The following is an 18327-nucleotide window of genomic DNA, read 5'->3' as shown; positions in this document are numbered from 1 at the left end:
CATGCGCGCACCGTTCGCAGGCGTAGGGTATGGGGTCGATGCGCAAGATCATTCACGTCGACATGGATGCGTTCTACGCGTCCGTGGAGCAGCGTGACGATCCGGCGCTGCGCGGCAAGCCGGTGGTGGTGGCCTGGCGCGGCATGCGCTCGGTGGTGTGCGCCGCCTCCTACGAGGCGCGCGTGTTCGGCGTGCGCTCGGCGATGCCGGCGCTGCGCGCCGAGCGGCTGTGCCCGGACGCGATCTTCGTGCCGCCGGATTTCGCTCGTTACAAGGCGGTGTCACGGCAGGTGCGCGAGATCTTCCAGCGCCACACCGACATGATCGAGCCGCTGTCGCTGGACGAGGCCTACCTGGACGTCACGGCGCCCAAGGGCGAATTGCGCACGGCCACCGAGATCGCCCAGACCATCCGCGCGCAGATCCGCGAGGAAACGGCGCTGACCGCCTCGGCCGGGATCGCGCCGAACAAGTTCCTGGCCAAGATCGCCTCGGACTGGCGCAAGCCCGACGGCCAGTTCGTGATCCGTCCGCATCGCGTGGACGCGTTCCTGACGCCGTTGCCGGTGAACAAGGTGCCCGGCGTGGGCAAGGTGATGGAGGCCAAGCTGGCGGAACTGGGCATCGCCACCGTCGGCGACCTGCGCGCGCGCAGCGAGGCCGAGCTGGAAGCGCGTTTCGGCAGCTTCGGCCTGCGCCTGTACCAGCGCGCGCGCGGTATCGATGAACGTCCGGTGGAGTCGGACCAGCCGGTGCAGTCGATTTCCTCCGAGGACACCTTCGCCGAAGACCTGGCGCTGGACGCACTGGAGCCGGCGATCCGGCAACTGGCCGAGAAGACCTGGAACGCCACCCGCCGCACCGAACGCATCGCGCGCACGGTGGTGCTGAAGCTGAAGACCGCGCAGTTCCGCATCCTCACCCGCAGCTTCACTCCGGAGCAGCCGCCGGATTCGCTGCAGGCCTTGATCGACATCGCCCTCGCGCTGCGCGAGCGCGTGGACCTGCCGACGTCCACGCGTTATCGCCTGGTCGGCGTGGGCCTGTCCGGCTTCCACGAACGCGAGCCGGGACAGGCGCAGGGGCGCTTGTTCGGTTGAGGTGGTCGCGCGCGGGGGGCTTATCGTGTTGTGCCTGGCGTGTGGATTGAAACGGATTGTTGTAGCCGTCGAGGATGCCGAGTTGGCAGCCGCACCTTCACCGGTGCAGAGGTCGAAATAGGAACGGCTGCACCATAGGCAGCGTCTGTCGCAGTCCTGCCCTTGAGTGTGCGTGGATTGAAACACGATCCGGGACAGCCACGACAGGCGCCAGCTCCAGTCGCACGGCTACCGGCGTGGATTGAAAGCCAAGGGAGACGCGAGCGAACAGGAAACGTGGCCTTCGCCTCTTCCGCGTCGGGACTGAAGTCCCTCCCACAGGGGCATGCTGCAAGGATTGGAACACCGACTTCATCGTCTGGTCATGCTGATCGGCCTTGTCGCGACCGCATACCAGCCTTGCCCCACCTACAATGCGCACTTCCCCCTCCCGCATTGGCACGAGATGACGTTCCCCTACGCATTGGTGGTGTTCGACCTGGACGGCACCCTGGTCGACAGCGGCGCCGACATCGCCGAGGCGTTGAACCGCACGCTGGCCGACTTCGGCCTGCCGCGCGTGCCGGAGGCGACCGTGCTCGGCTGGATCGGCGAGGGCGTGCGCAAGCTGGTCGAGATCGCCTGGCGGCATGCCGGCGACGCCACGCCACTCGAGACGGTGATGCCGACCTTCATGCGTCACTACGCCGAATGCCTGTTGCGCAGTCCGCGGCTGTATCCCGGCGCGGCCGAGACGCTGACGCAACTGCACGCGGACGGGGTGACGCTGGCGCTGTGCACCAACAAGCCGTCGGCGATGGTGCCGCCGCTGCTGCGCCATCTGGGCGTGGCCGATCTGTTCTCTGCGGTGCTGGGCGGCGACAGCCTGCCCGAACGCAAGCCCAGTCCGGTGCCGCTGCTGCACCTGGCACAGCAGTTCGCGAAACCGCCGGCGCGCTGCCTGATGGTCGGCGATTCGGGGACCGACCTGCAGGCCGGGCAGGCCGCCGGCATGCCGGTGGCGCTGGTGCGCTACGGCTATCCGCGCGATCTGGATCTGGTCACCGCCGATGTGGTGCTGCTGATGGACGACCTGCGCGAGCTGCTGCAACTGCGTTGATACGACGGCGGTTCAAGCACCGCGGAGCAGCGCAAAGATCGGGATGCGGTTGAACGGCTTCAGCCGCGACAGGCTTTCCCGGCAAGGCCCGTCGCGGCTGAAGCCGCTCCCACAACCCATGACGCATTACGCCCCTCTCCCCCCGGGAGAGGGGTTGGGGTGAGGGTACGGGCGCGTAGCGGGCGCCGAACTGTGAGGTTCGTGCCGCGATGCATGAGCACGAGGGCGGGTGTTTGCGTTCGACAGCCAGCGGCCCTTATCGCGAGCGACCAACTGCGCGATGCATCGCGCATGCCTGCGTTGAGAATGCGCGCATCTACATCCGACGTGGTCGCACATGCGGAGCGGCTTCAGCCGCGACGGGAGTTCGCGGGAAAGCCTGTCGCGGCTAAAGCCGCTCCTACAAAAAAGACGCGCGTGTTTTCCGTGCGGGCTGCCCCGCGCCACGCCCGCCGGCGCAGCGCGGGGCGCCGACTCAGCGCGCCGCCGGCGCGTAGCGCAGGGTCAGCGCGTACTCGCGGCCCGGCTGGTTGTACCAGTTGATGGTCTGGTAGTCGCGGTCGAACACGTTGCTGGCCTTGGCCTGCAGCGTCCAGTCCGGGGTGAACGCGTATTCCGCGCGCAGGTCGACGGTGCCGTAGCCGGCCAGGCGTACGCGGTTGGCCGCGTCGTCGAAGCGGTGGCCGCTGCCGAACACGGTGACGCCGAGCTTGACCGGGCCGATGCCGCGATCCACGTCCAGGCGCGCGGTGTTCTGCGCGCGACGCGCCAGCCAGTTGTCGCGGTTGCCGCCATCGCTGCGGTTGCGCGGGTCGGTGTGGCTCAGCTGCGCCGACAGTTCCCAGCCGGCCAGCAGCGCATAGCCGGTCAGTTCGGCGCCGCGGATGCGCGCCTCGTCCACGTTGACCGGCAGGAAGCTGATCGCGTCGTAGGAGATCAGGTCCTTGACCCGGGTCTCGTAGGCGTTGAAGGTCCAGTTCCAGCTGTCGGCGTACTGCGCCACGCCCAGGTTGCCGCTCTTGGAACGCTCCGGCTTCAACTCCGGATTGCCGGCGAACGGGTAGTACAGGTCGTTGAAGGTCGGCGCCTTGAAGCCGGTGCCGACGCTGGCGGTGAGCTTGAGGCCATGCGCCAGCGCCAGGCCCCAGCCGAGGCTGCCGGTGGTGTGTTCGCCGAACTGCTCGTTGTCGTCGCTGCGCACGCTGGCCTGCACCTGCTGCGCGCCGAAACGGCCCTGGTACTCGGCGAACACGCCGGTGTTGTCGCGGCTGTCGACGTCGAAAGCGGTGGTGCTGGTGACGTGCTCGCGCTGCCAGTCGCTGCCGACGCTGAGCAGGTGGCCTTCGGCGAGGGTGATGTCGCCCTGCAGCGCGGCGGTGTCGCGGCGGCTGTCGAAGGTGCTGACGAAGCTGCGGGTGCGCGCGCCGGGGGCACGGTAGTAGCTGTCGGCGTCGTCGACGTTGCGACCGAACTGCGCGGCCAGGTGCAGGCGATCGGACGGGGTCCAGTCGAGCTTGCCGCCGAACACCTGCTGGGTGTTGTCGGCCTCGTTGCCGGCGAACAGCGGATCGCCGTCGTACTCGTTGCGGCTGTCGATGTTCAGCGCCTGGCCTTCGATGCGCAGCGTGTCGGTCAGCGCGTAGCCGCCGCGCGCGCTCAGCGAGACGTTGCGGTAGCCGTCGCGGTCGGGCTGGTCGACGAAGCAGCCCGCGAACAGCGTGGCCGAGCCGTTGCAGGCATTGATGCCGTCGGTCTTCTGGTAGCCGCCCTGCACGGCCAGCCAGCCGCGCTCGCCGCGGTTGCTGAAGCCGGCGCCGGCCTCGCGCAGGCCGTGGCTGCCGCCGCCCAGGCTCAGGTTCTGCTGGAAGCCCTGACCGCCGCGGCGGGTGAAGATCTGGATGACGCCGCCGATCGCGTCGGAGCCGTACAGGCTCGACCGCGGGCCACGCACGATCTCGATGCGCTCGATCTGGCTCAGCGGCAGGTCCTGGAACGCGGCCAGGCCGGCGCTGGCCGAGCCGATGCGCACGCCGTCCACCAGCACCAGCACGTGGTCCGATTCGCTGCCGCGCAGGCTCAGCGTGGTCAGCTTGCCCAGGCCGCCCTGGTTGGAGATGCCGATGCCGGCGCGGCCCTGCAGCAGCTGCGCCAGCGACGTGGCCTGGCTGCGCTCGATCTCCGCGCGGTCGATGACCTGCGCCGGGACCACGCTGTCCTCCACCGAGATCTGAGTGCGGGTGGCGGTGACCAGGACCTGGTCGAGATCGGTGGCGGCGTCGGCGGCGTGGGCCAGCGCGGGCAGGGACAGGGCGGACGCGATCGCGACCGAAAGCAGGCGGGACGACATGGGTGGCAACTCCGGCGCGCGGCTGCGCGCTGTGACGGCGAGGGAGTCGCGAACGGAAGGTGCAAGCGGACGGCGCCGAACGCGGCGCGGCACGCCGCGACGCCCTCCGCATCGCAACCAGTGAGCTGCAAGGCCGGTCTCCGGGCTGGCGATCTGGGAGGCGGGCCTCCCGGCTGCGACGCCTTCCCATGCCGTGGCACAGTGGCGAAAGTCGTCAGCGCGGATCGCTTACCGTTGCGGGGGCAGCGCCGGCCTTGTCGCAAGACGCACCGGCTTCCCGTTTCAACCCGCTGGCCGGAGCCGGTGGGTCACCTTGAAGCGGCGCGATTGTACGCGATCGCCGCTGGCTGCGCGGGGTAGGGCATGCCCATCCATCCCGGGGGTGCGGCTTTGGGTCTGGCAAGCGCGCCACCGGTGGTGCGCGGCGCAGCGCCGACGGGCAGTCAGGTCGGGCCGCGCGGCGCAGGCGACATGCCGGCCAGACCTCGCCCGAAGGGCTGTGATCGCGTGCGTCCGTGGTCGCGTTGTCGCTCGGGCGCGGACTCACGTCCACGTTCTGCGTTGTCACAGGCATGCGCAATCAAGGCGCGGCATGCTTGGGGATGCGGCAACGCCCTAGTCGGCGTGGGTGCCGTGGCTGTCGTCGTCGCCGTGATGGTCGCCCACCGGCGTGTCGTGCGCCTCGTGCGCGTAGGCGCCGTCGGCAGCGTCGTCGCCGCGCGTGTCGTCGCGGTCGAAATGGGTGGTCGCCACCGGCCCGGCCACCGGCAGGCCGCGCTGCGCCGGCAGCGCCGCCGTCGCGGTCTCTAGCTCGCCCAGCAACTGCGCGCGCCGCGCCTCGGACAGTTCCTGCCAGTGACAGCCGCTGAGCGCGCCTTCCAGCGAATACAGCAGGTTGAGGCTGGGCTTGAAGCCGGCGCGCTTGACCTTGACGAAGGCGCCGACCGCGCCGGCCGCCTCCAGGTCCTGCTGCGTGCGCACGCCGACCTGGCGCAGCCAGGCCGCGCTCTTGGGGCCGATGTTGCGCAGCTTGGCCGTGCTCATCGCAGGCTGTCGACGAAGACCTGGGCGATCGCTTCCAGGCCGCGCTGGTCGTCGGCGTCGAAGCGGGCCAGGTCCGGGCTGTCCAGGTCGAACACGCCGACCAATGCACTGCCGCGCAGCAGCGGCACCACCAGTTCCGAGCGCGAGGCGGAATCGCAGGCAATGTGTCCGGGGAACGCCTCCACGTCGTCGATGCGCTGGGTCTGGCCGCTGCTGGCGGCCGCGCCGCACACGCCCTTGTGCAGCGGAATGCGCACGCAGGCGGGCAGGCCCTGGAACGGGCCGACCACCAGTTCCTTGCCGTCGTAGAGATAGAAACCGACCCAGTTCAGCCGCGGCAGCGCGTGGTACACCAGCGCCGCCAGGTTGGCGGCATTGGCGATGCGGTCGGGCTCCCCGGCGACCAGGGCACGGGCCTGGTCGAGCAACTGGGCGTACTGTTCCGGCTTGCTGCCGGTGAGCGAGGACGAGGCGAACATCGCGCGAGTCTAGCAGCGCGCTGCGTCCGCCGGCACCGCGGCGGCTGACGCGCGCGACGCGCCCGGCTATCCTGCGCGCCGCCGCGCGTCCCGCCGGCCAACCGACAGGGTTTTCGCATGGCTGTTCCCGCCTTCTACGTCACCGGCACCGATACCGGCATCGGCAAGACCATCGCCAGCACCGCGCTGCTGCATGCCTTGCGCGCGCGTGGCCAGCGCGCGGTGGGCATGAAGCCGGTCGCCAGCGGCTGCAGCCGCGACGCCGACGGCTGGCGCAACGAGGACGCGCTTGCCCTGCAGGACGCGAGCGCGCCGCGGCCGGCCTACGCCGATCTCAATCCCTACGCGTTGCCGCTGCCGCTGGCGCCGGAATTGGCCGCCGCCGATGCCGGCGTGCAACTGGAACTGGTGCCGATCGCCGCCGCCTTCGAACGCCTGCGCGCGCAGGCCGACGTGGTGGTGGTGGAGGGTGTCGGCGGCTGGGCGGCGCCGCTGTCGGCGACGCTGGATCAGGCCGATCTGGCGCGCGCGCTGGGGCTGCCGGTGGTGCTGGTGGTCGGCCTGCGCCTGGGCTGCCTCAACCATGCCCGGCTCAGCGCCGCGGCGATCGCCGCCGACGGCCTGCAGTGCATCGGCTGGATCGGCAACGAGATCGACCCGGCGATGGAGCGCATCGACGACAACATGGCGATGCTGCGCGCGCGTCTGCCGATGCCGTGCTGGGGGCGCTTGCCGTACCGGCCGCAACCGCAGGCCGCGCAGTTGGCGGCGGAGTTGCAGCCGTGGGCGGGAATGTCCCCGGACTGAGCCGCTGCCGAGACGCGCGCTGCGCAGCCGGCTTGTGTGGGAGGGACTTCAGTCCCGACGCCTTGCCGATGACGCGTCGGGGCTGAAGCCCTTCCCGCAGACAGGTATCCCGACGGCGGGATCGGCTCGTCCCGAATGTCGCTCCCACTCCCGAAGCGCGCGCATAAGCCGGTAGAAGAAGAGATCTACCGGTTTCGAGCAGAGCATCGGCGCTGAAGCCTCTCCCATGAAGGAAGCCAGGAACGCCGGGACGCGCGAGATCGACAAATCCCCAATCCCCACTCCCGAATCCCGCCCATAAAAAAGGCCCGGTAGAGGGAGGGATCTACCGGGCCTGGGGTTGCACGGGGGGAGGGACCCATGCAGACCGAGCGTGCGTCGGGCGGCGAACCGCAGCGACGTCGAAAACGGTGTTACTTGGCGGTGGGCTTGGCCTTGGGCGCAGCCTGTTCGGTCGCCGCCTCGAACTGGTGCTTGGCCAGCTGGCCGATCGCCTCGGAGGTCTTCAGGCCCAGGCCGAACACTTCCTGGTTGGCCGTGGCCAGCCGCTCGAAGTTGTCGCGGGCGATCTGCAGGCCCTTCGGCCACAGCGCCTGCACGGTACCCAGATCGCGGGCCTCGGTCAGTTCGCCGAGGAAGCCGGTGGTGGCCGACACGTTCTTCTCGAAGGTCTTCAACTGCACGCCGAACACGCTCTCGGCGCTCTCCAGCGCCAGGCGGTTGGCACGCGCCGCGGCGGCGGCGAACTGCTGGGTGTAGCTGCTGAACTGATCGTTGAATTGAGCGGACATCATGCAACTCCGTTGGAATGCCGACTGCTGTTGCAGTGCAACATACGCCCATTCTGCTGCGATGCAACAAAATTTTCTGAAGCCGCTCAGGATGCGTTCAATCTACCTTCCGGATCAATGGCTTGGCGCAATTTTCCGGGGCTCGGCAAGGCGCCTCTGGGTTTCTGGCAAGCGCCAATGCGCGCTACGACGCACGGGCAGGCGGCATCGCAAACGCTCAGCCACCGCGGTGCCGCCCTTGCGATTCCCCACTCCCCATTCTCCATTCCCAGCCTTTCAACCCGGACCGCGATAACGGCAGCCGGAGGTGCAGGTTTCATGAACCACCACTTCGCTCAGCAGCGGCAGCGCCGGCTTGAGCCGGTCCCAGATCCACACCGCCAGGCGTTCGCTGGTGGGGTTGTCCAGGCCCTCGATGTCGTTGAGGTAATGGTGGTCGAGCTGGTCGTAGAGCGGGCGGAAGGCCGCCTTGATGTCGCCGAAATCCATGACCCAGCCGCTCTCGGCGCCGGGTTCGCCGCTGACGTGCAGCTCGATGCGGAACGAGTGCCCGTGCAAGCGCGCGCACTTGTGGCCGGGCGGCACGTTGGGCAGGCGGTGTGCGGCTTCGAGGGTGAAGACTTTGAAGATATCCATGGGCGGCATTGTACGGGCAGGGGCGGGAGCGGCGCGGTCGCGCGCGGGTCGAGGCGATGCAGCGGCGGCGCCCCGTGGCGGGCATCGCACGGCGACGCCGTGCCTGTGCCCGCGCTGGGACCACGCAACGAAAAAGCCGCCCCGAAGGGCGGCTTGTCGAGTGATGCGGCAGCGCTGTACGAGCGCTGCGATCAGCGCGGCGCGGCGGGACGGTTGCCGCCGTTGCCCTGCCGGCGTCCCTGGCCTTGGCGGCGGGCGCCGTCGGCGTGGTTGCCGCCGGGCTTCTTGCTGCCGGCATGTGCATGCGCGTGCGCCGGCGCATCGCCATGGCCGCGACGGGCATGGCTGCCGCGACGCGGCGGACGGGCACCGCCCGGACGCTCGTCCGGCGGGTTGTTGTTGCCCCAGCGGATCGGCGTCACCGGCTCGAAGCCCGGCACGTCGCGGATGTCCATCTCGCGCTTGAGCATGCGCGCGATCGCGCGCAGCAGCTTGGCCTCGTCCTGCGCCACCAGCGAGATCGCCTCGCCGGTCGAACCGTTGCGGCCGGTGCGGCCGATGCGGTGCACGTAGTCCTCGGCGACCATCGGCAGGTCGTAGTTGATGACCTTGGGCAACTGGTCGATGTCGATGCCGCGCGCGGCGATGTCGGTCGCCACCAGTACGGTGATGCGGCCGGCCTTGAAGTCGCTCAGCGCGCGCAGGCGCTGGCCCTGGCTCTTGTTGCCGTGGATCGCGGCGGTCTTCAGCCCGGACTTGTCCAGGAACATGGTCAGCTTGTCGGCACCGTGCTTGGTGCGGGCGAACACCAGGGTCTGCTTGCGCGAGTCGGCGGCCAGCAGGTGCAGCAGCAGTTCGCGCTTGCGCGCGCCGTCCACGGGGTGCACGCGGTGGGTGATGGTGTCGGCCACGGTGTTGCTCGGGGTGGCCTGGATTTCCTGCGGGTCGTGCATGAACTCGCGGGCCAGCTGCTTGATGCCTTCCTCGAAGGTGGCCGAGAACAGCAGGGTCTGCCGGTTCTGCTTGGGCAGCTTGGCGAGGATGCGCTTGATCGACGGCAGGAAGCCCATGTCGAGCATGCGGTCGGCCTCGTCCAGCACCAGGATCTCGATGCCCGACAGGTCTACGCTGCGACGCTCCAGATGGTCGAGCAGGCGGCCTGGGCAGGCGATCAGCAGGTCCACGCCGCGACGCAGCGCGTCGAGCTGGTTGCCCATGCCCACGCCACCGTAGATGGTGGTGCTGGGGATGCGCAGGTACTTGCTGTAGCCGCGCAGGCTGTCGTGCACCTGGGTGGCCAGCTCGCGGGTCGGGGTCAGGATCAGCGCGCGCGGCTTGCGCGGGCCGCCACTGCTGACCGGCTGCGGCGAGGTGCCCAGGTGCTGCAGCAGCGGCAGCCCGAACGCGGCGGTCTTGCCGGTGCCGGTCTGCGCGCCGGCCATCAGGTCATGGCCTTCCAGGGCGACGGGAATGGCCTGCGCCTGGATCGGGGTGGGGGTTTCGTAGCCCTGCTCGGCCAACGCGCGCAGCAGGAAGGGCGCAAGGCCCAGGGATTCGAACGACATGAGAATGCTCCGGATAACGCGCCGACGCCGGGACGGACCCGGCGCGCAGGCGCAAGTAGGTGAGGCTCGGAGCGTTCCCGTGAACCGCGCTGCGAGAGGGTGGATCAACCCGCAGCGCAAGGCTGGGGTTCGTCGGCACCACGAAAGGCGTCGGGTGGGGCGGGCGAGTCGGATCGTTGCGATCCTGGCCTCGCCGGCTGTCCCTGAGGGAAACGGACGGCCGCATGCAGACCGACATAGTCTACCTGAATTGGCGCGCTGCACAAACGCGGTGTCCGTTTCAGTTGAAACCAAGCCGGCGTCTGGCCGTACAATCGCCGGCTCAGCCCCCAGCACTGGACGGACATGAAGCTAGGTTCCCTGAAGGAAGGCGGTCGCGACGGCACCCTGATCGTCGTGTCCCGCGATCTGACCCGCGCCGTGCGCGCCACCGGCATCGCACCGACCCTGCAGCGCGCGCTGGAGGACTGGAGCAAACTCGCCCCGCGTCTGAACGCCCTGTCCGAGTCGCTCAACGACGGCAGCGCCGACGGCCAGTTCGACCTGGACATGGCGGCACTGGCGGCGCCACTGCCGCGCGCCTACGAATTCCTCGACGGCAGCGCCTACCTGCCGCACGTCGAGCGGGTGCGCCGTGCGCGCGGCGCCGAGGTGCCGGAGAGCTTCTACACCGATCCGCTGATGTACCAGGCGGTCAGCGCCGGCTTCTACGGCCCGCGCGATGCGGTCAAGGTGGTCAGCGAGGACTACGGCATCGACCTGGAGGCCGAGATCGTGGTGGTCACCGACGACGTGCCGATGGCGGTCAGCCCGGCGCAGGCCGCCGCGCACATCCAGCTGATCGGCCTGGTCAACGACGTGTCGCTGCGCAACCTGATTCCGCCGGAGCTGGCCAAGGGCTTCGGCTTCGTGCAGTCCAAGCCGCGTTCGGCGCTGTCGCCGGTGTTCGTCACCCCCGACGAACTGGGCGAGGCCTGGCAGGGCAACAAGGTGCACCTGCCGCTGCTGACCCACATCAACGGCGCCTGGTTCGGCGCGCCGGAAGCCGGCGAGGACATGCAGTTCGATTTCGCGCAGTTGGTCGCGCATGCGGCCAAGACCCGGCCGCTGGCGGCCGGCGCGGTGGTCGGCTCGGGCACCATCGCCAACCAGGACACCACGCGTGGCGCCTCCTGCTTCGCCGAGCAGCGCACCGTGGAAACCCTGCGCGACGGCAAGCCGAGTACCCCGTACATGTCCTTCGGCGACGTGGTGCGGATCGAGATGCTGGACCGTGACGGAGTGAGCATCTTCGGCGCGATCGAGCAGCGCATCGAGCAGGCACCGCTGCCCTGACCCGGCCGGCGGCGCTACCGGGGCGACCGGCGGCGCCGCACCGCCGCTGTCCACCGGTATCGTTGTCGATTGCGCAGACGGAGGCGGGCATGGACGAGGCACTGCAGCTTTACACCTACTGGCGGTCCAGCGCCGCGTACCGGGTGCGCATCGCGCTGGAGCTCAAGCGTCTGGCCTACCAGTCGCTGCCGGTGCACCTGGTGCGCGACGGCGGGCAGCAGCACTCGCCGGAATATGCGCGGTTGAACCCGCAGGAACTGGTGCCGACCCTGTGCCACGACGGCCAGCCGATCCGCCAGTCGCTGGCGATCCTGGAATACCTGGACGAGCGCTGGCCGGAGCCGCCACTGCTGCCGGACGCGCCGATCGACCGCGCCCGCGTGCGCGGCCTGGCGCAACTGATCGCCTGCGACATCCATCCGCTCAACAACCTGCGCGTGGCGCAGTTCTTCGAGAGCGCCTGGAACGTGCCGCAGCCCGAGCGCGAGGAGTGGATGCGGCACTGGATGCAGACCGGCTTCGACGCGCTGGAGCAGTTGCTGGCCGAGTCGCCCGACACTGGCCGCTTCTGCCACGGCGAGCAGCCGGGCCTGGCCGACTGCTGCCTGGTGCCGCAGCTGTACAACGCGCGTCGCTTCGGCGTGGACCTGCAGGTCTACCCGACCCTGAAACGGATCGAGCGCGCCTGCCTGGCGTTGCCGGCATTCGAGGCGGCGCGCCCGGAGAACCAGCCCGACGCGCAGTGAGTCGCGCTGCGCCGTAGCAGCGGCTTCCGTCGCGACCGGGCTTCCGATGATGCCCGGTCGGCCACCACCACCCTCCACCGCCGCATCGTTGCGCGTGAGGGTATGAGAGGGGCTTCCGTCCCAACTGCAGTGTGTCGGACGCTCCGGCTTTCGCGCGTCGCGGCTGAAGTCGCTTCCATAGAAGCTTGCGGCGAACTCGCCGGGTGCACTGTGGGAGGGACTTCAGTCCCGACGACGGGGGGTGTCAGTCGGCTTTTGGCTTCGCGCGTCGCGGCTGCATGACAGTTGACTCCCGCAGTGGCTGGGGCCGGGCATGGCGCGTAACTGCGTGGAAGTGGCGTTTGCCCTGGCAAGGGCGACGCGGCAGCGACCGCCGATGGGCGGTCGGTCCACTGTTGCCGCCGTTGCCGCGGCTGCATCGCGATCGCAGACCTGCGAAGCCCCGGCCGCGCCCTCGCCGGAGGCCTCAGACGAACCCGTGGGTGATCCGCGGCGCGGCGCTGGGGCTGTCGTAGTCGGCATAGGGGTCGTGCTCGCCGCTGCCGCCTTCGGACAGGCGGAACTTCAGGGCCAGGCCGTCGCGCGAGTCGGCCGCGCGCAGCGCTTCCTCCTGCTCGATCTGGCCCTGCTTGACCATGCGGAACAGGCACTGATCGAAGGTTTCCATGCCTTCCTCCAGCGACTCCTCCATCGCCTGCTTGATCTCGTGGACCTGGCCGCGGCGCAGCAGGTCGCGGATCATCGGCGTGTTCAGCAGCACTTCCGAGGCCGGCCGGCGGCGGCCGCTGCTGTCCTTGACCAGGCGCTGCGAAATCACCGCGCGCAGGTTCAGCGACAGGTTCATCAGCACGTTCTTGTGCGCGTTCTCGGGGAAGAAGTTGAGGATGCGCTCGATGGTCTGGTCGGCATTGTTGGAGTGGAGAGTGGCCAGGCACAGGTGCCCGGTCTCGGCGAAGGCGATGGCCGCCTCCATGGTCTCCGCGTCCAGGATCTCGCCGATCAGGATCACGTCCGGCGCCTCGCGCATCGCGTTCTTCAGTGCGTTGTGGAAGGCGTGGGTGTCCAGCCCGACCTCGCGCTGGTTGACGATGGACAGCTTGTGCTTGTGCAGGTATTCGATTGGGTCCTCGATGGTGAGGATGTGCCCGGTGGTGGTGCTGTTGCGGTAGTCGATCATCGACGCCAGCGAGGTGGACTTGCCCGAGCCGGTCGAGCCGACCACCAGGACCAGCCCGCGCGGGGTCATGATCACGTCCTTGAGCACCTGTGGCAGGTGCAGCTCTTCGATGCTGGGGATCTTGCTGCGGATCGCGCGGATCACCATGCCGACCTCGCCGCGCTGCTTGAACACGTTGACGCGAAAACGTCCGGCGTCCTGCAGGGCGATGGCCATGTTCAATTCCAGGTCCCGCTCGAACTGCGGCACCTGGCCTTCGTCCATCAGCGAGTAGGCGATCTTCTTGACCATGCCCGGCGGCAGGCCGGTGGCGCCGAGCGGGTACAGCTTGCCTTCGATCTTGATATAGACCGGTGCTCCCGTGGTCAGGAACATGTCCGAGGCGTTCTTTTCGGTCATCAGCTTCAGGAAATAGCCGATATCCATGCGCAATGGTTCCCCAACGATCCGCAATCGCCCGTTGCAAGCGCGCCACAGGCTTCCGACAATGGCCGTGACCGACGTCTCCGTCCACGGCCCCCCTAGATGAAAACTAGCTTCGCACACTTCCGTTGTCAGCAGTATGTGATGGCCTGCGCATTGGCGTTGTTCGCCGCGCCGGCCGCGTTCGCCCAGGTGGCCTCGCCGGAGCTGCTGTCTGCCCAGCAGGCGGTGCAGCGCGCGATCCAGGCCGATGCCGACCAGTACGCGCCGGACCTGCTGGCCAGTGCCCGCCAGGGCCTGGAACAGGCGCAGCAGGCCGCGCTCGACCGCCGCCAGCGCAAGACCGCGCCGCAGCTGGCGCTGCGCGTGGCCGCCGATGCCGACCTGGCGCGGGCGCGCAGCGAGGAGGCGGTGGCCAATGCGCAACTGAAGCAGCGCCAGGCCGAGGTGGCCCAACTGCAACAGACCCTGGGCACCGGGGAGGGCCGTCCATGAGCCGCGTCCTGCACGGAATGCGCCGCCTGGCCCTGCTGGCGTTGCTGCTGGCGCCGCTGGGCGCGATGGCGGCCGACGATCCCGAGCTGGCCGTGCTCAACCAGCGCCTGATGGCGCTGCAGGCCGATCCGCTCAATGCCGATGTCGCCGCCTACGAGCGCCTGCAGGCGCAGCAGGCGGTGGCCAACTTCGCCAACGCCAAGCGCAAGGAGCGCGACGAGGCGCGCTACCTGGCCGAGCGCCGGGTCGAGATCGCCGAAACCATGGCCCGCGCCGAAATCGCCCGGCGCCAGGTCGACCAGTTGGAGAAGACCCGCAGCGACCTGCTGATCGAGGCCAGCCGTCGCGAGGCCGCCCGCGCCCGCCAGGAGGCCGAGCGCCTGCGCGTGCAGGCGCAGATCCAGGCCGAGGAGGCCGAGAGCCTGCGCCAGGCCGCCGAGGCCGAGCAGGCCGCGCGGGCGGACGCGGATGCCGCGCTGGCCAGCGTCGCCGGGCAGCAGACCGCCAAGCTCAGCGCCGCGCAGCAGAAGTCGGCCAAGCTGGCGCGCGAGGAGGCCGAACTGGTCGCCGGTACCAAGCTGCCGGCCTCGCGCTTCGAGACCCGCGGGGAGGTCTTCACCTTCTCCGGTGCGGCCTTCGGTGCCGGCAAGGCCGCGTTGTCGGGCGATGCCACCAACCAGGCCAAGGCCCTGTCGCAGTACCTGCAGATCAGCAAGGGCAAGGTGCGGGTCGAGGCCTACGACACCGACGCCGGCGTGGCGCAGAAGCGCGCCGACGCCCTGCGCGCGGCCCTGGTCAGCGGCGGCGTGCCTGCCAACCGGGTGCAGGCGGTCGGCAAGAAGGGGCCCTCGACCAAGGCGCGTTCGGCCGAAGTTGTGATCGCGCCCTAAGGTCTGCGGGTGCCCGCGCAGGCGGTTTAACGGGGTTTTTCCCTGGGCCTGAGCGCCGAGCAACTGAATGCGGCAAAGCGGGCCTGCTTCTCTTGTTCGCGGCGGTGGGGAAGCGTAGGGTCGGTATTCCAGGTGGCACTCCCGCCGCCTGGTGCCAACGGAGGAGTTCGAGCCGATGACGCAGTGGTGCGCACCGCAGTCCGACGTCGCAGGAACCATGGTTCCAGGCGTTGCAGCGGTGTGCAGCCGGCGGCTCGCGCGCTTCCGCTCCCAGGCAACGCCCCGTGCCGCAGCGGCCGGGGCGTTCTTGTTTCTAGCTGAAGGAGGCTATTCCTATGTTCGAAGGGCAACCGCAGACCGAAATCGACGCGTTGATCAAGTCCGATCCGGAGTTCAAGCAGCTCTACCAGCGCCACAAGACCTTGGACAAGAAGTGCATGGACGCCGAACTCGGCGTGCTGCCGATCGACGATGTCACCCTGGCGCAGATGAAGCGCGAAAAGCTCGCCGCCAAGGAAAAGCTGCTGCGCCTTTACGAGCAGAAGCCGCACTGACCGTACTATTGCCCCCTTGTCGCGGGCGGTGGCTGGCCTCCTCGTCGGTTTGCCACCGTCCGCGTCATCCCCCTCCAAAGCCGCGATCGCGGCTTTTTTCGTCCCCGCCGCGCGTTTCCATCCCCGAGCGGGGATAATGACCGGTCCAGCCGCTGCCGCGGCGCGACGCATTCGGACCCGATGGCCATTCACTCCTCCGTACTCGACCTGATCGGCGACACCCCCATCGTCAAGGCCAGCAAGCTCGACACCGGGGTGTGCGAGCTGTACCTGAAGCTGGAGAGCGCCAATCCCGGCGGCTCGATCAAGGATCGCATCGGCCTGTCGATGATCGAGGCGGCCGAGCGCCGCGGCGACCTCAAGCCGGGCGCGGTGCTGGTCGAGGGTACCGCCGGCAATACCGGCATCGGCCTGGCCCTGGTCGCCCAGCAGAAGGGCTACAAGCTGATCCTGGTGGTCCCGGACAAGATGAGCCGGGAGAAGATCTTCAACCTCAAGGCGATGGGCGCCGAGGTCGTGCTGACCCGCTCCGACGTGGCCAAGGGCCACCCGGAGTACTACCAGGACCTGGCCGCGCGCATCGCCGCCGAGACCCCTGGCGCCTATTTCATCAACCAGTTCGGCAACCCCGACAACCCGGCCGCACACGAGTTCGGCACCGGCCCGGAGATCCTGCGGCAGATGGACGGCCGGCTGGACGCGATCGTGTTCGGCTGCGGCAGCTCCGGCACCATGACCGGCCTGTCGCGTGCCTTCGCCGCCGCCTCGCCGCACACTGAGCTGGTGCTGGCCGACCCGGTCGGGTCGATCCTGACCGAGTACATCGAGCAGGGCACGGTCAGCGAGAAGTCCGGCAGCTGGCTGGTGGAAGGCATCGGCGAGGACTTCCTGCCGGCGATCTCCGATTTCAGCCGGGTCAAGAAGGCCTATTCGATCAGCGACGCCGAGAGCTTCCACACCGCGCGCGAGCTGCTGGCCAAGGAGGGCATCCTCGGTGGCTCCTCCACCGGCACCCTGCTGGCGGCGGCGTTGAAGTACTGCCGCGCACAGACCGAGCCCAAGCGGGTGCTGGTGTTCGTCTGCGACACCGGCAACAAGTACCTGTCGAAGATGTACAACGACTACTGGATGCTGGACAACGGCTTCCTGGAGCGCCCGCAGCACGGCGACCTGCGCGACCTGATCCTGCGCCCGTACAGCCAGCGCGACACCGTGGTGGTCGGCCCCAAGGACCTGCTGACCACCGCCTACCAGCGCATGAAACTGTACGACGTGTCGCAGCTGCCGGTGATGGAGGGCGACCAACTCGTCGGCATCGTCGACGAAAGCGACGTCTTGTTGCATGTATACGGCGACGAGGCGAGGTTCCGTGACCCGGTGGCCACGGCCATGGTCAGCAAGCTCGACCGGCTGGACGTCAAATCGCCGATCGAGGCCCTGCTGCCGGTGTTCGATCGCGGCCAGGTCGCCATCGTGATGAACGAGGGCGCCTTCCTCGGCCTGATCACCCGTATCGACCTGCTCAACTACCTGCGCCGCCGGGTGCAGTAACACTCCCCGCGGCTGGCCGGCCCCGCTGCATGGGGCCATTCAGACCGCGCTGCTAGAATCACGCCCCTTTTCCGGTAACCCCCTTCATGACGGACAACACGTCGAACCCCCAAGGCGACGGCCCAGCGCTGGCGCTGGCGACCCTGGCCATCCATGGCGGACAGCACCCGGACCCGTCCACTGGCGCGGTGATGCCGCCGATCTACGCGACCTCCACCTATGCTCAGTCCAGCCCCGGCGAGCATCAGGGTTTCGAGTACTCGCGCACCCACAACCCGACCCGCTTCGCCTACGAGCGCTGCGTGGCGGCCCTGGAAGGCGGCAGCCGTGGTTTCGCCTTCGCCTCCGGCATGGCAGCGACGGCCACGGTGATCGAGCTGCTGGACAGCGGCAGCCACGTCATCGCGATGGACGACTTGTACGGCGGCAGCTACCGTCTGTTCGAGCGCGTGCGCAAACGCACCGCCGCGCTGGAGTTCGGCTTCGTCGACCTGACCGACCCGGCTGCGTTCGAGGCGGCGATCCGCCCGACCACCAAGATGGTCTGGATCGAGACCCCGACCAATCCGATGCTGAAGATCGTCGATATCGCGGCGATCGCCGCGATCGCGCGCAAGCACGGCCTGCTGGTGGTGGTCGACAACACCTTCGCCTCGCCGCTGCTGCAGCGGCCCCTGGCGCTGGGCGCGGACATCGTGGTGCATTCGGCGACCAAGTACCTCAACGGCCACTCGGACATGGTCGGCGGCATGGCCGTGGTCGGCGACAACGCCGAACTGGCCGAGCAACTGGCGTTCCTGCAGAACTCGGTGGGCGGCGTGCAGGGTCCGTTCGACAGCTTCCTGGCGCTGCGCGGCCTGAAGACCCTGCCGCTGCGCATGAGCGCGCACTGCGACAACGCCCTGGCCCTGGCGCAGTGGCTGGAGACGCACCCGGCGGTGGAGAAGGTGATCTACCCGGGCCTGCCCTCGCATCCGCAGCACGCCCTGGCCGGCCGGCAGATGGCCGGCTACGGCGGCATCGTCTCGATCGTGCTCAAGGGCGGCTTCGACGCGGCCAAGCGTTTCTGCGAGCGCACCCGCCTGTTCACCCTGGCCGAATCCCTAGGTGGCGTCGAGAGCCTGGTCAACCACCCCGCGGTGATGACCCATGCCTCGGTGCCGGTGCAGCGCCGCGACCAGCTCGGCATCAGCGATGCGCTGGTGCGGCTGAGCGTGGGGGTGGAGGATGTGGGGGATTTGCGCCATGACCTCGAGCAGGCGCTTGCGCCCGTGCGCCACAACTGACC

17 protein-coding genes and 1 riboswitch are annotated in these 18327 nt (G+C 69.0%); of the genes, 10 read left to right on the top strand and 7 right to left on the bottom strand.

Annotated elements, in window-relative coordinates:
* The first annotated feature begins 38 nt into the window (after window positions 1-38).
* On the top strand, window positions 39-1100 hold the full coding sequence (dinB, locus tag QN245_RS18365) for a DNA polymerase IV (protein ID WP_317843839.1): 1062 nt from the start codon (window positions 39-41) through the stop codon (window positions 1098-1100).
* Between the two features lie 445 nt (window positions 1101-1545).
* The gene (gene gph / locus QN245_RS18360; protein ID WP_317843838.1) at window positions 1546-2199 is read left to right on the top strand and encodes a phosphoglycolate phosphatase; all 654 of its coding nucleotides are present in this window, start codon (window positions 1546-1548) and stop codon (window positions 2197-2199) included.
* Window positions 2200-2674: 475 nt separating this feature from the next.
* On the opposite strand, the gene btuB is transcribed toward gph, so the two are convergent.
* From btuB to QN245_RS18345, 3 genes are all read right to left on the bottom strand, one after another.
* On the bottom strand, window positions 2675-4546 hold the full coding sequence (gene btuB / locus QN245_RS18355; protein WP_317843837.1) for a TonB-dependent vitamin B12 receptor: 1872 nt from the start codon (window positions 4544-4546) through the stop codon (window positions 2675-2677).
* Between the two features lie 114 nt (window positions 4547-4660).
* Window positions 4661-4877: riboswitch (cobalamin riboswitch) on the bottom strand.
* Between the two features lie 284 nt (window positions 4878-5161).
* Entirely contained in the window at window positions 5162-5590 is a 429-nt protein-coding gene (locus QN245_RS18350) for a TfoX/Sxy family protein (RefSeq protein ID WP_317843836.1), read from the bottom strand.
* Window positions 5587-6069 (bottom strand): GAF domain-containing protein, encoded by a 483-nt coding sequence (locus QN245_RS18345; RefSeq protein ID WP_317843835.1) that lies wholly within the window; start codon window positions 6067-6069, stop codon window positions 5587-5589. Before QN245_RS18345 ends, QN245_RS18350 begins: the two co-directional genes overlap by 4 nt.
* A gap of 117 nt (window positions 6070-6186) precedes the next feature.
* On the opposite strand from QN245_RS18345, the gene bioD reads away from it, so the two are divergent.
* The gene (gene bioD / locus QN245_RS18340) at window positions 6187-6876 is read left to right on the top strand and encodes a dethiobiotin synthase (protein ID WP_317843834.1); all 690 of its coding nucleotides are present in this window, start codon (window positions 6187-6189) and stop codon (window positions 6874-6876) included.
* A 413-nt stretch (window positions 6877-7289) separates the two neighbouring features.
* On the opposite strand, the gene QN245_RS18335 is transcribed toward bioD, so the two are convergent.
* From QN245_RS18335 to QN245_RS18325, 3 genes are all read right to left on the bottom strand, one after another.
* Window positions 7290-7667, bottom strand: a complete 378-nt coding sequence (locus tag QN245_RS18335) for a phasin family protein (protein ID WP_160968855.1) — start codon at window positions 7665-7667, stop codon at window positions 7290-7292.
* A 276-nt stretch (window positions 7668-7943) separates the two neighbouring features.
* Window positions 7944-8303 (bottom strand): 6-carboxytetrahydropterin synthase QueD, encoded by a 360-nt coding sequence (gene queD / locus QN245_RS18330; RefSeq protein WP_017916250.1) that lies wholly within the window; start codon window positions 8301-8303, stop codon window positions 7944-7946.
* 191 nt (window positions 8304-8494) lie between these two features.
* On the bottom strand, window positions 8495-9868 hold the full coding sequence (locus QN245_RS18325; protein WP_167087274.1) for a DEAD/DEAH box helicase: 1374 nt from the start codon (window positions 9866-9868) through the stop codon (window positions 8495-8497).
* Window positions 9869-10213: 345 nt separating this feature from the next.
* Between QN245_RS18325 and QN245_RS18320 the strand changes: the two genes are divergently transcribed.
* Window positions 10214-11203 (top strand): fumarylacetoacetate hydrolase family protein, encoded by a 990-nt coding sequence (locus QN245_RS18320; protein WP_317843833.1) that lies wholly within the window; start codon window positions 10214-10216, stop codon window positions 11201-11203.
* A gap of 89 nt (window positions 11204-11292) precedes the next feature.
* Window positions 11293-11949, top strand: a complete 657-nt coding sequence (gene maiA / locus QN245_RS18315) for a maleylacetoacetate isomerase (protein ID WP_184448452.1) — start codon at window positions 11293-11295, stop codon at window positions 11947-11949.
* A 466-nt stretch (window positions 11950-12415) separates the two neighbouring features.
* Here the strand turns inward: maiA and QN245_RS18310 are convergent, their stop codons facing one another.
* On the bottom strand, window positions 12416-13552 hold the full coding sequence (locus QN245_RS18310) for a PilT/PilU family type 4a pilus ATPase (RefSeq protein WP_160968863.1): 1137 nt from the start codon (window positions 13550-13552) through the stop codon (window positions 12416-12418).
* A 99-nt stretch (window positions 13553-13651) separates the two neighbouring features.
* Here QN245_RS18310 and QN245_RS18305 point away from each other — a divergent pair, with 99 nt between their 5' ends.
* The 5 genes from QN245_RS18305 to QN245_RS18285 all read left to right on the top strand — a co-directional run bounded on the left by QN245_RS18305 (window position 13652) and on the right by QN245_RS18285 (window position 18325).
* Window positions 13652-14044, top strand: a complete 393-nt coding sequence (locus QN245_RS18305) for a DUF4398 domain-containing protein (RefSeq protein WP_048491628.1) — start codon at window positions 13652-13654, stop codon at window positions 14042-14044.
* A gap of 17 nt (window positions 14045-14061) precedes the next feature.
* Complete coding sequence (locus QN245_RS18300) at window positions 14062-14934, top strand: OmpA family protein (protein ID WP_317845399.1); 873 nt, start codon at window positions 14062-14064, stop codon at window positions 14932-14934.
* A gap of 335 nt (window positions 14935-15269) precedes the next feature.
* Window positions 15270-15488, top strand: coding sequence for an HP1242/YdcH family protein (locus QN245_RS18295; protein WP_010340228.1), 219 nt, complete (start codon window positions 15270-15272; stop codon window positions 15486-15488).
* A gap of 180 nt (window positions 15489-15668) precedes the next feature.
* On the top strand, window positions 15669-17039 hold the full coding sequence (locus QN245_RS18290) for a pyridoxal-phosphate dependent enzyme (protein WP_010340227.1): 1371 nt from the start codon (window positions 15669-15671) through the stop codon (window positions 17037-17039).
* 86 nt (window positions 17040-17125) lie between these two features.
* Window positions 17126-18325, top strand: a complete 1200-nt coding sequence (locus tag QN245_RS18285) for a cystathionine gamma-synthase (RefSeq protein ID WP_317843832.1) — start codon at window positions 17126-17128, stop codon at window positions 18323-18325.
* Window positions 18326-18327: the final 2 nt, after the last annotated feature.

The sequence above is a fragment of the Xanthomonas rydalmerensis genome, assembly GCF_033170385.1.
Taxonomy (GTDB): Bacteria; Pseudomonadota; Gammaproteobacteria; order Xanthomonadales; family Xanthomonadaceae; genus Xanthomonas_A; species Xanthomonas_A rydalmerensis.
The sequence above is the reverse complement of the archived record's forward strand: the minus strand, read 5'-3'. Positions and strand labels throughout refer to the sequence as shown.

Bases quoted from the DNA above. Each gene is read 5' to 3' on its own strand.
- dinB (WP_317843839.1), top strand. From the start codon at position 39: ATGCGCAAGATCATTCACGTCGACATGGATGCGTTCTACGCGTCCGTG.
- gph (WP_317843838.1), top strand. From the start codon at position 1,546: ATGACGTTCCCCTACGCATTGGTGGTGTTCGACCTGGACGGCACCCTG.
- btuB (WP_317843837.1), bottom strand. From the start codon at position 4,546: ATGTCGTCCCGCCTGCTTTCGGTCGCGATCGCGTCCGCCCTGTCCCTG.
- QN245_RS18350 (WP_317843836.1), bottom strand. From the start codon at position 5,590: ATGAGCACGGCCAAGCTGCGCAACATCGGCCCCAAGAGCGCGGCCTGG.
- QN245_RS18345 (WP_317843835.1), bottom strand. From the start codon at position 6,069: ATGTTCGCCTCGTCCTCGCTCACCGGCAGCAAGCCGGAACAGTACGCC.
- bioD (WP_317843834.1), top strand. From the start codon at position 6,187: ATGGCTGTTCCCGCCTTCTACGTCACCGGCACCGATACCGGCATCGGC.
- QN245_RS18335 (WP_160968855.1), bottom strand. From the start codon at position 7,667: ATGTCCGCTCAATTCAACGATCAGTTCAGCAGCTACACCCAGCAGTTC.
- queD (WP_017916250.1), bottom strand. From the start codon at position 8,303: ATGGATATCTTCAAAGTCTTCACCCTCGAAGCCGCACACCGCCTGCCC.
- QN245_RS18325 (WP_167087274.1), bottom strand. From the start codon at position 9,868: ATGTCGTTCGAATCCCTGGGCCTTGCGCCCTTCCTGCTGCGCGCGTTG.
- QN245_RS18320 (WP_317843833.1), top strand. From the start codon at position 10,214: ATGAAGCTAGGTTCCCTGAAGGAAGGCGGTCGCGACGGCACCCTGATC.
- maiA (WP_184448452.1), top strand. From the start codon at position 11,293: ATGGACGAGGCACTGCAGCTTTACACCTACTGGCGGTCCAGCGCCGCG.
- QN245_RS18310 (WP_160968863.1), bottom strand. From the start codon at position 13,552: ATGGATATCGGCTATTTCCTGAAGCTGATGACCGAAAAGAACGCCTCG.
- QN245_RS18305 (WP_048491628.1), top strand. From the start codon at position 13,652: ATGAAAACTAGCTTCGCACACTTCCGTTGTCAGCAGTATGTGATGGCC.
- QN245_RS18300 (WP_317845399.1), top strand. From the start codon at position 14,062: ATGCGCCGCCTGGCCCTGCTGGCGTTGCTGCTGGCGCCGCTGGGCGCG.
- QN245_RS18295 (WP_010340228.1), top strand. From the start codon at position 15,270: ATGTTCGAAGGGCAACCGCAGACCGAAATCGACGCGTTGATCAAGTCC.
- QN245_RS18290 (WP_010340227.1), top strand. From the start codon at position 15,669: ATGGCCATTCACTCCTCCGTACTCGACCTGATCGGCGACACCCCCATC.
- QN245_RS18285 (WP_317843832.1), top strand. From the start codon at position 17,126: ATGACGGACAACACGTCGAACCCCCAAGGCGACGGCCCAGCGCTGGCG.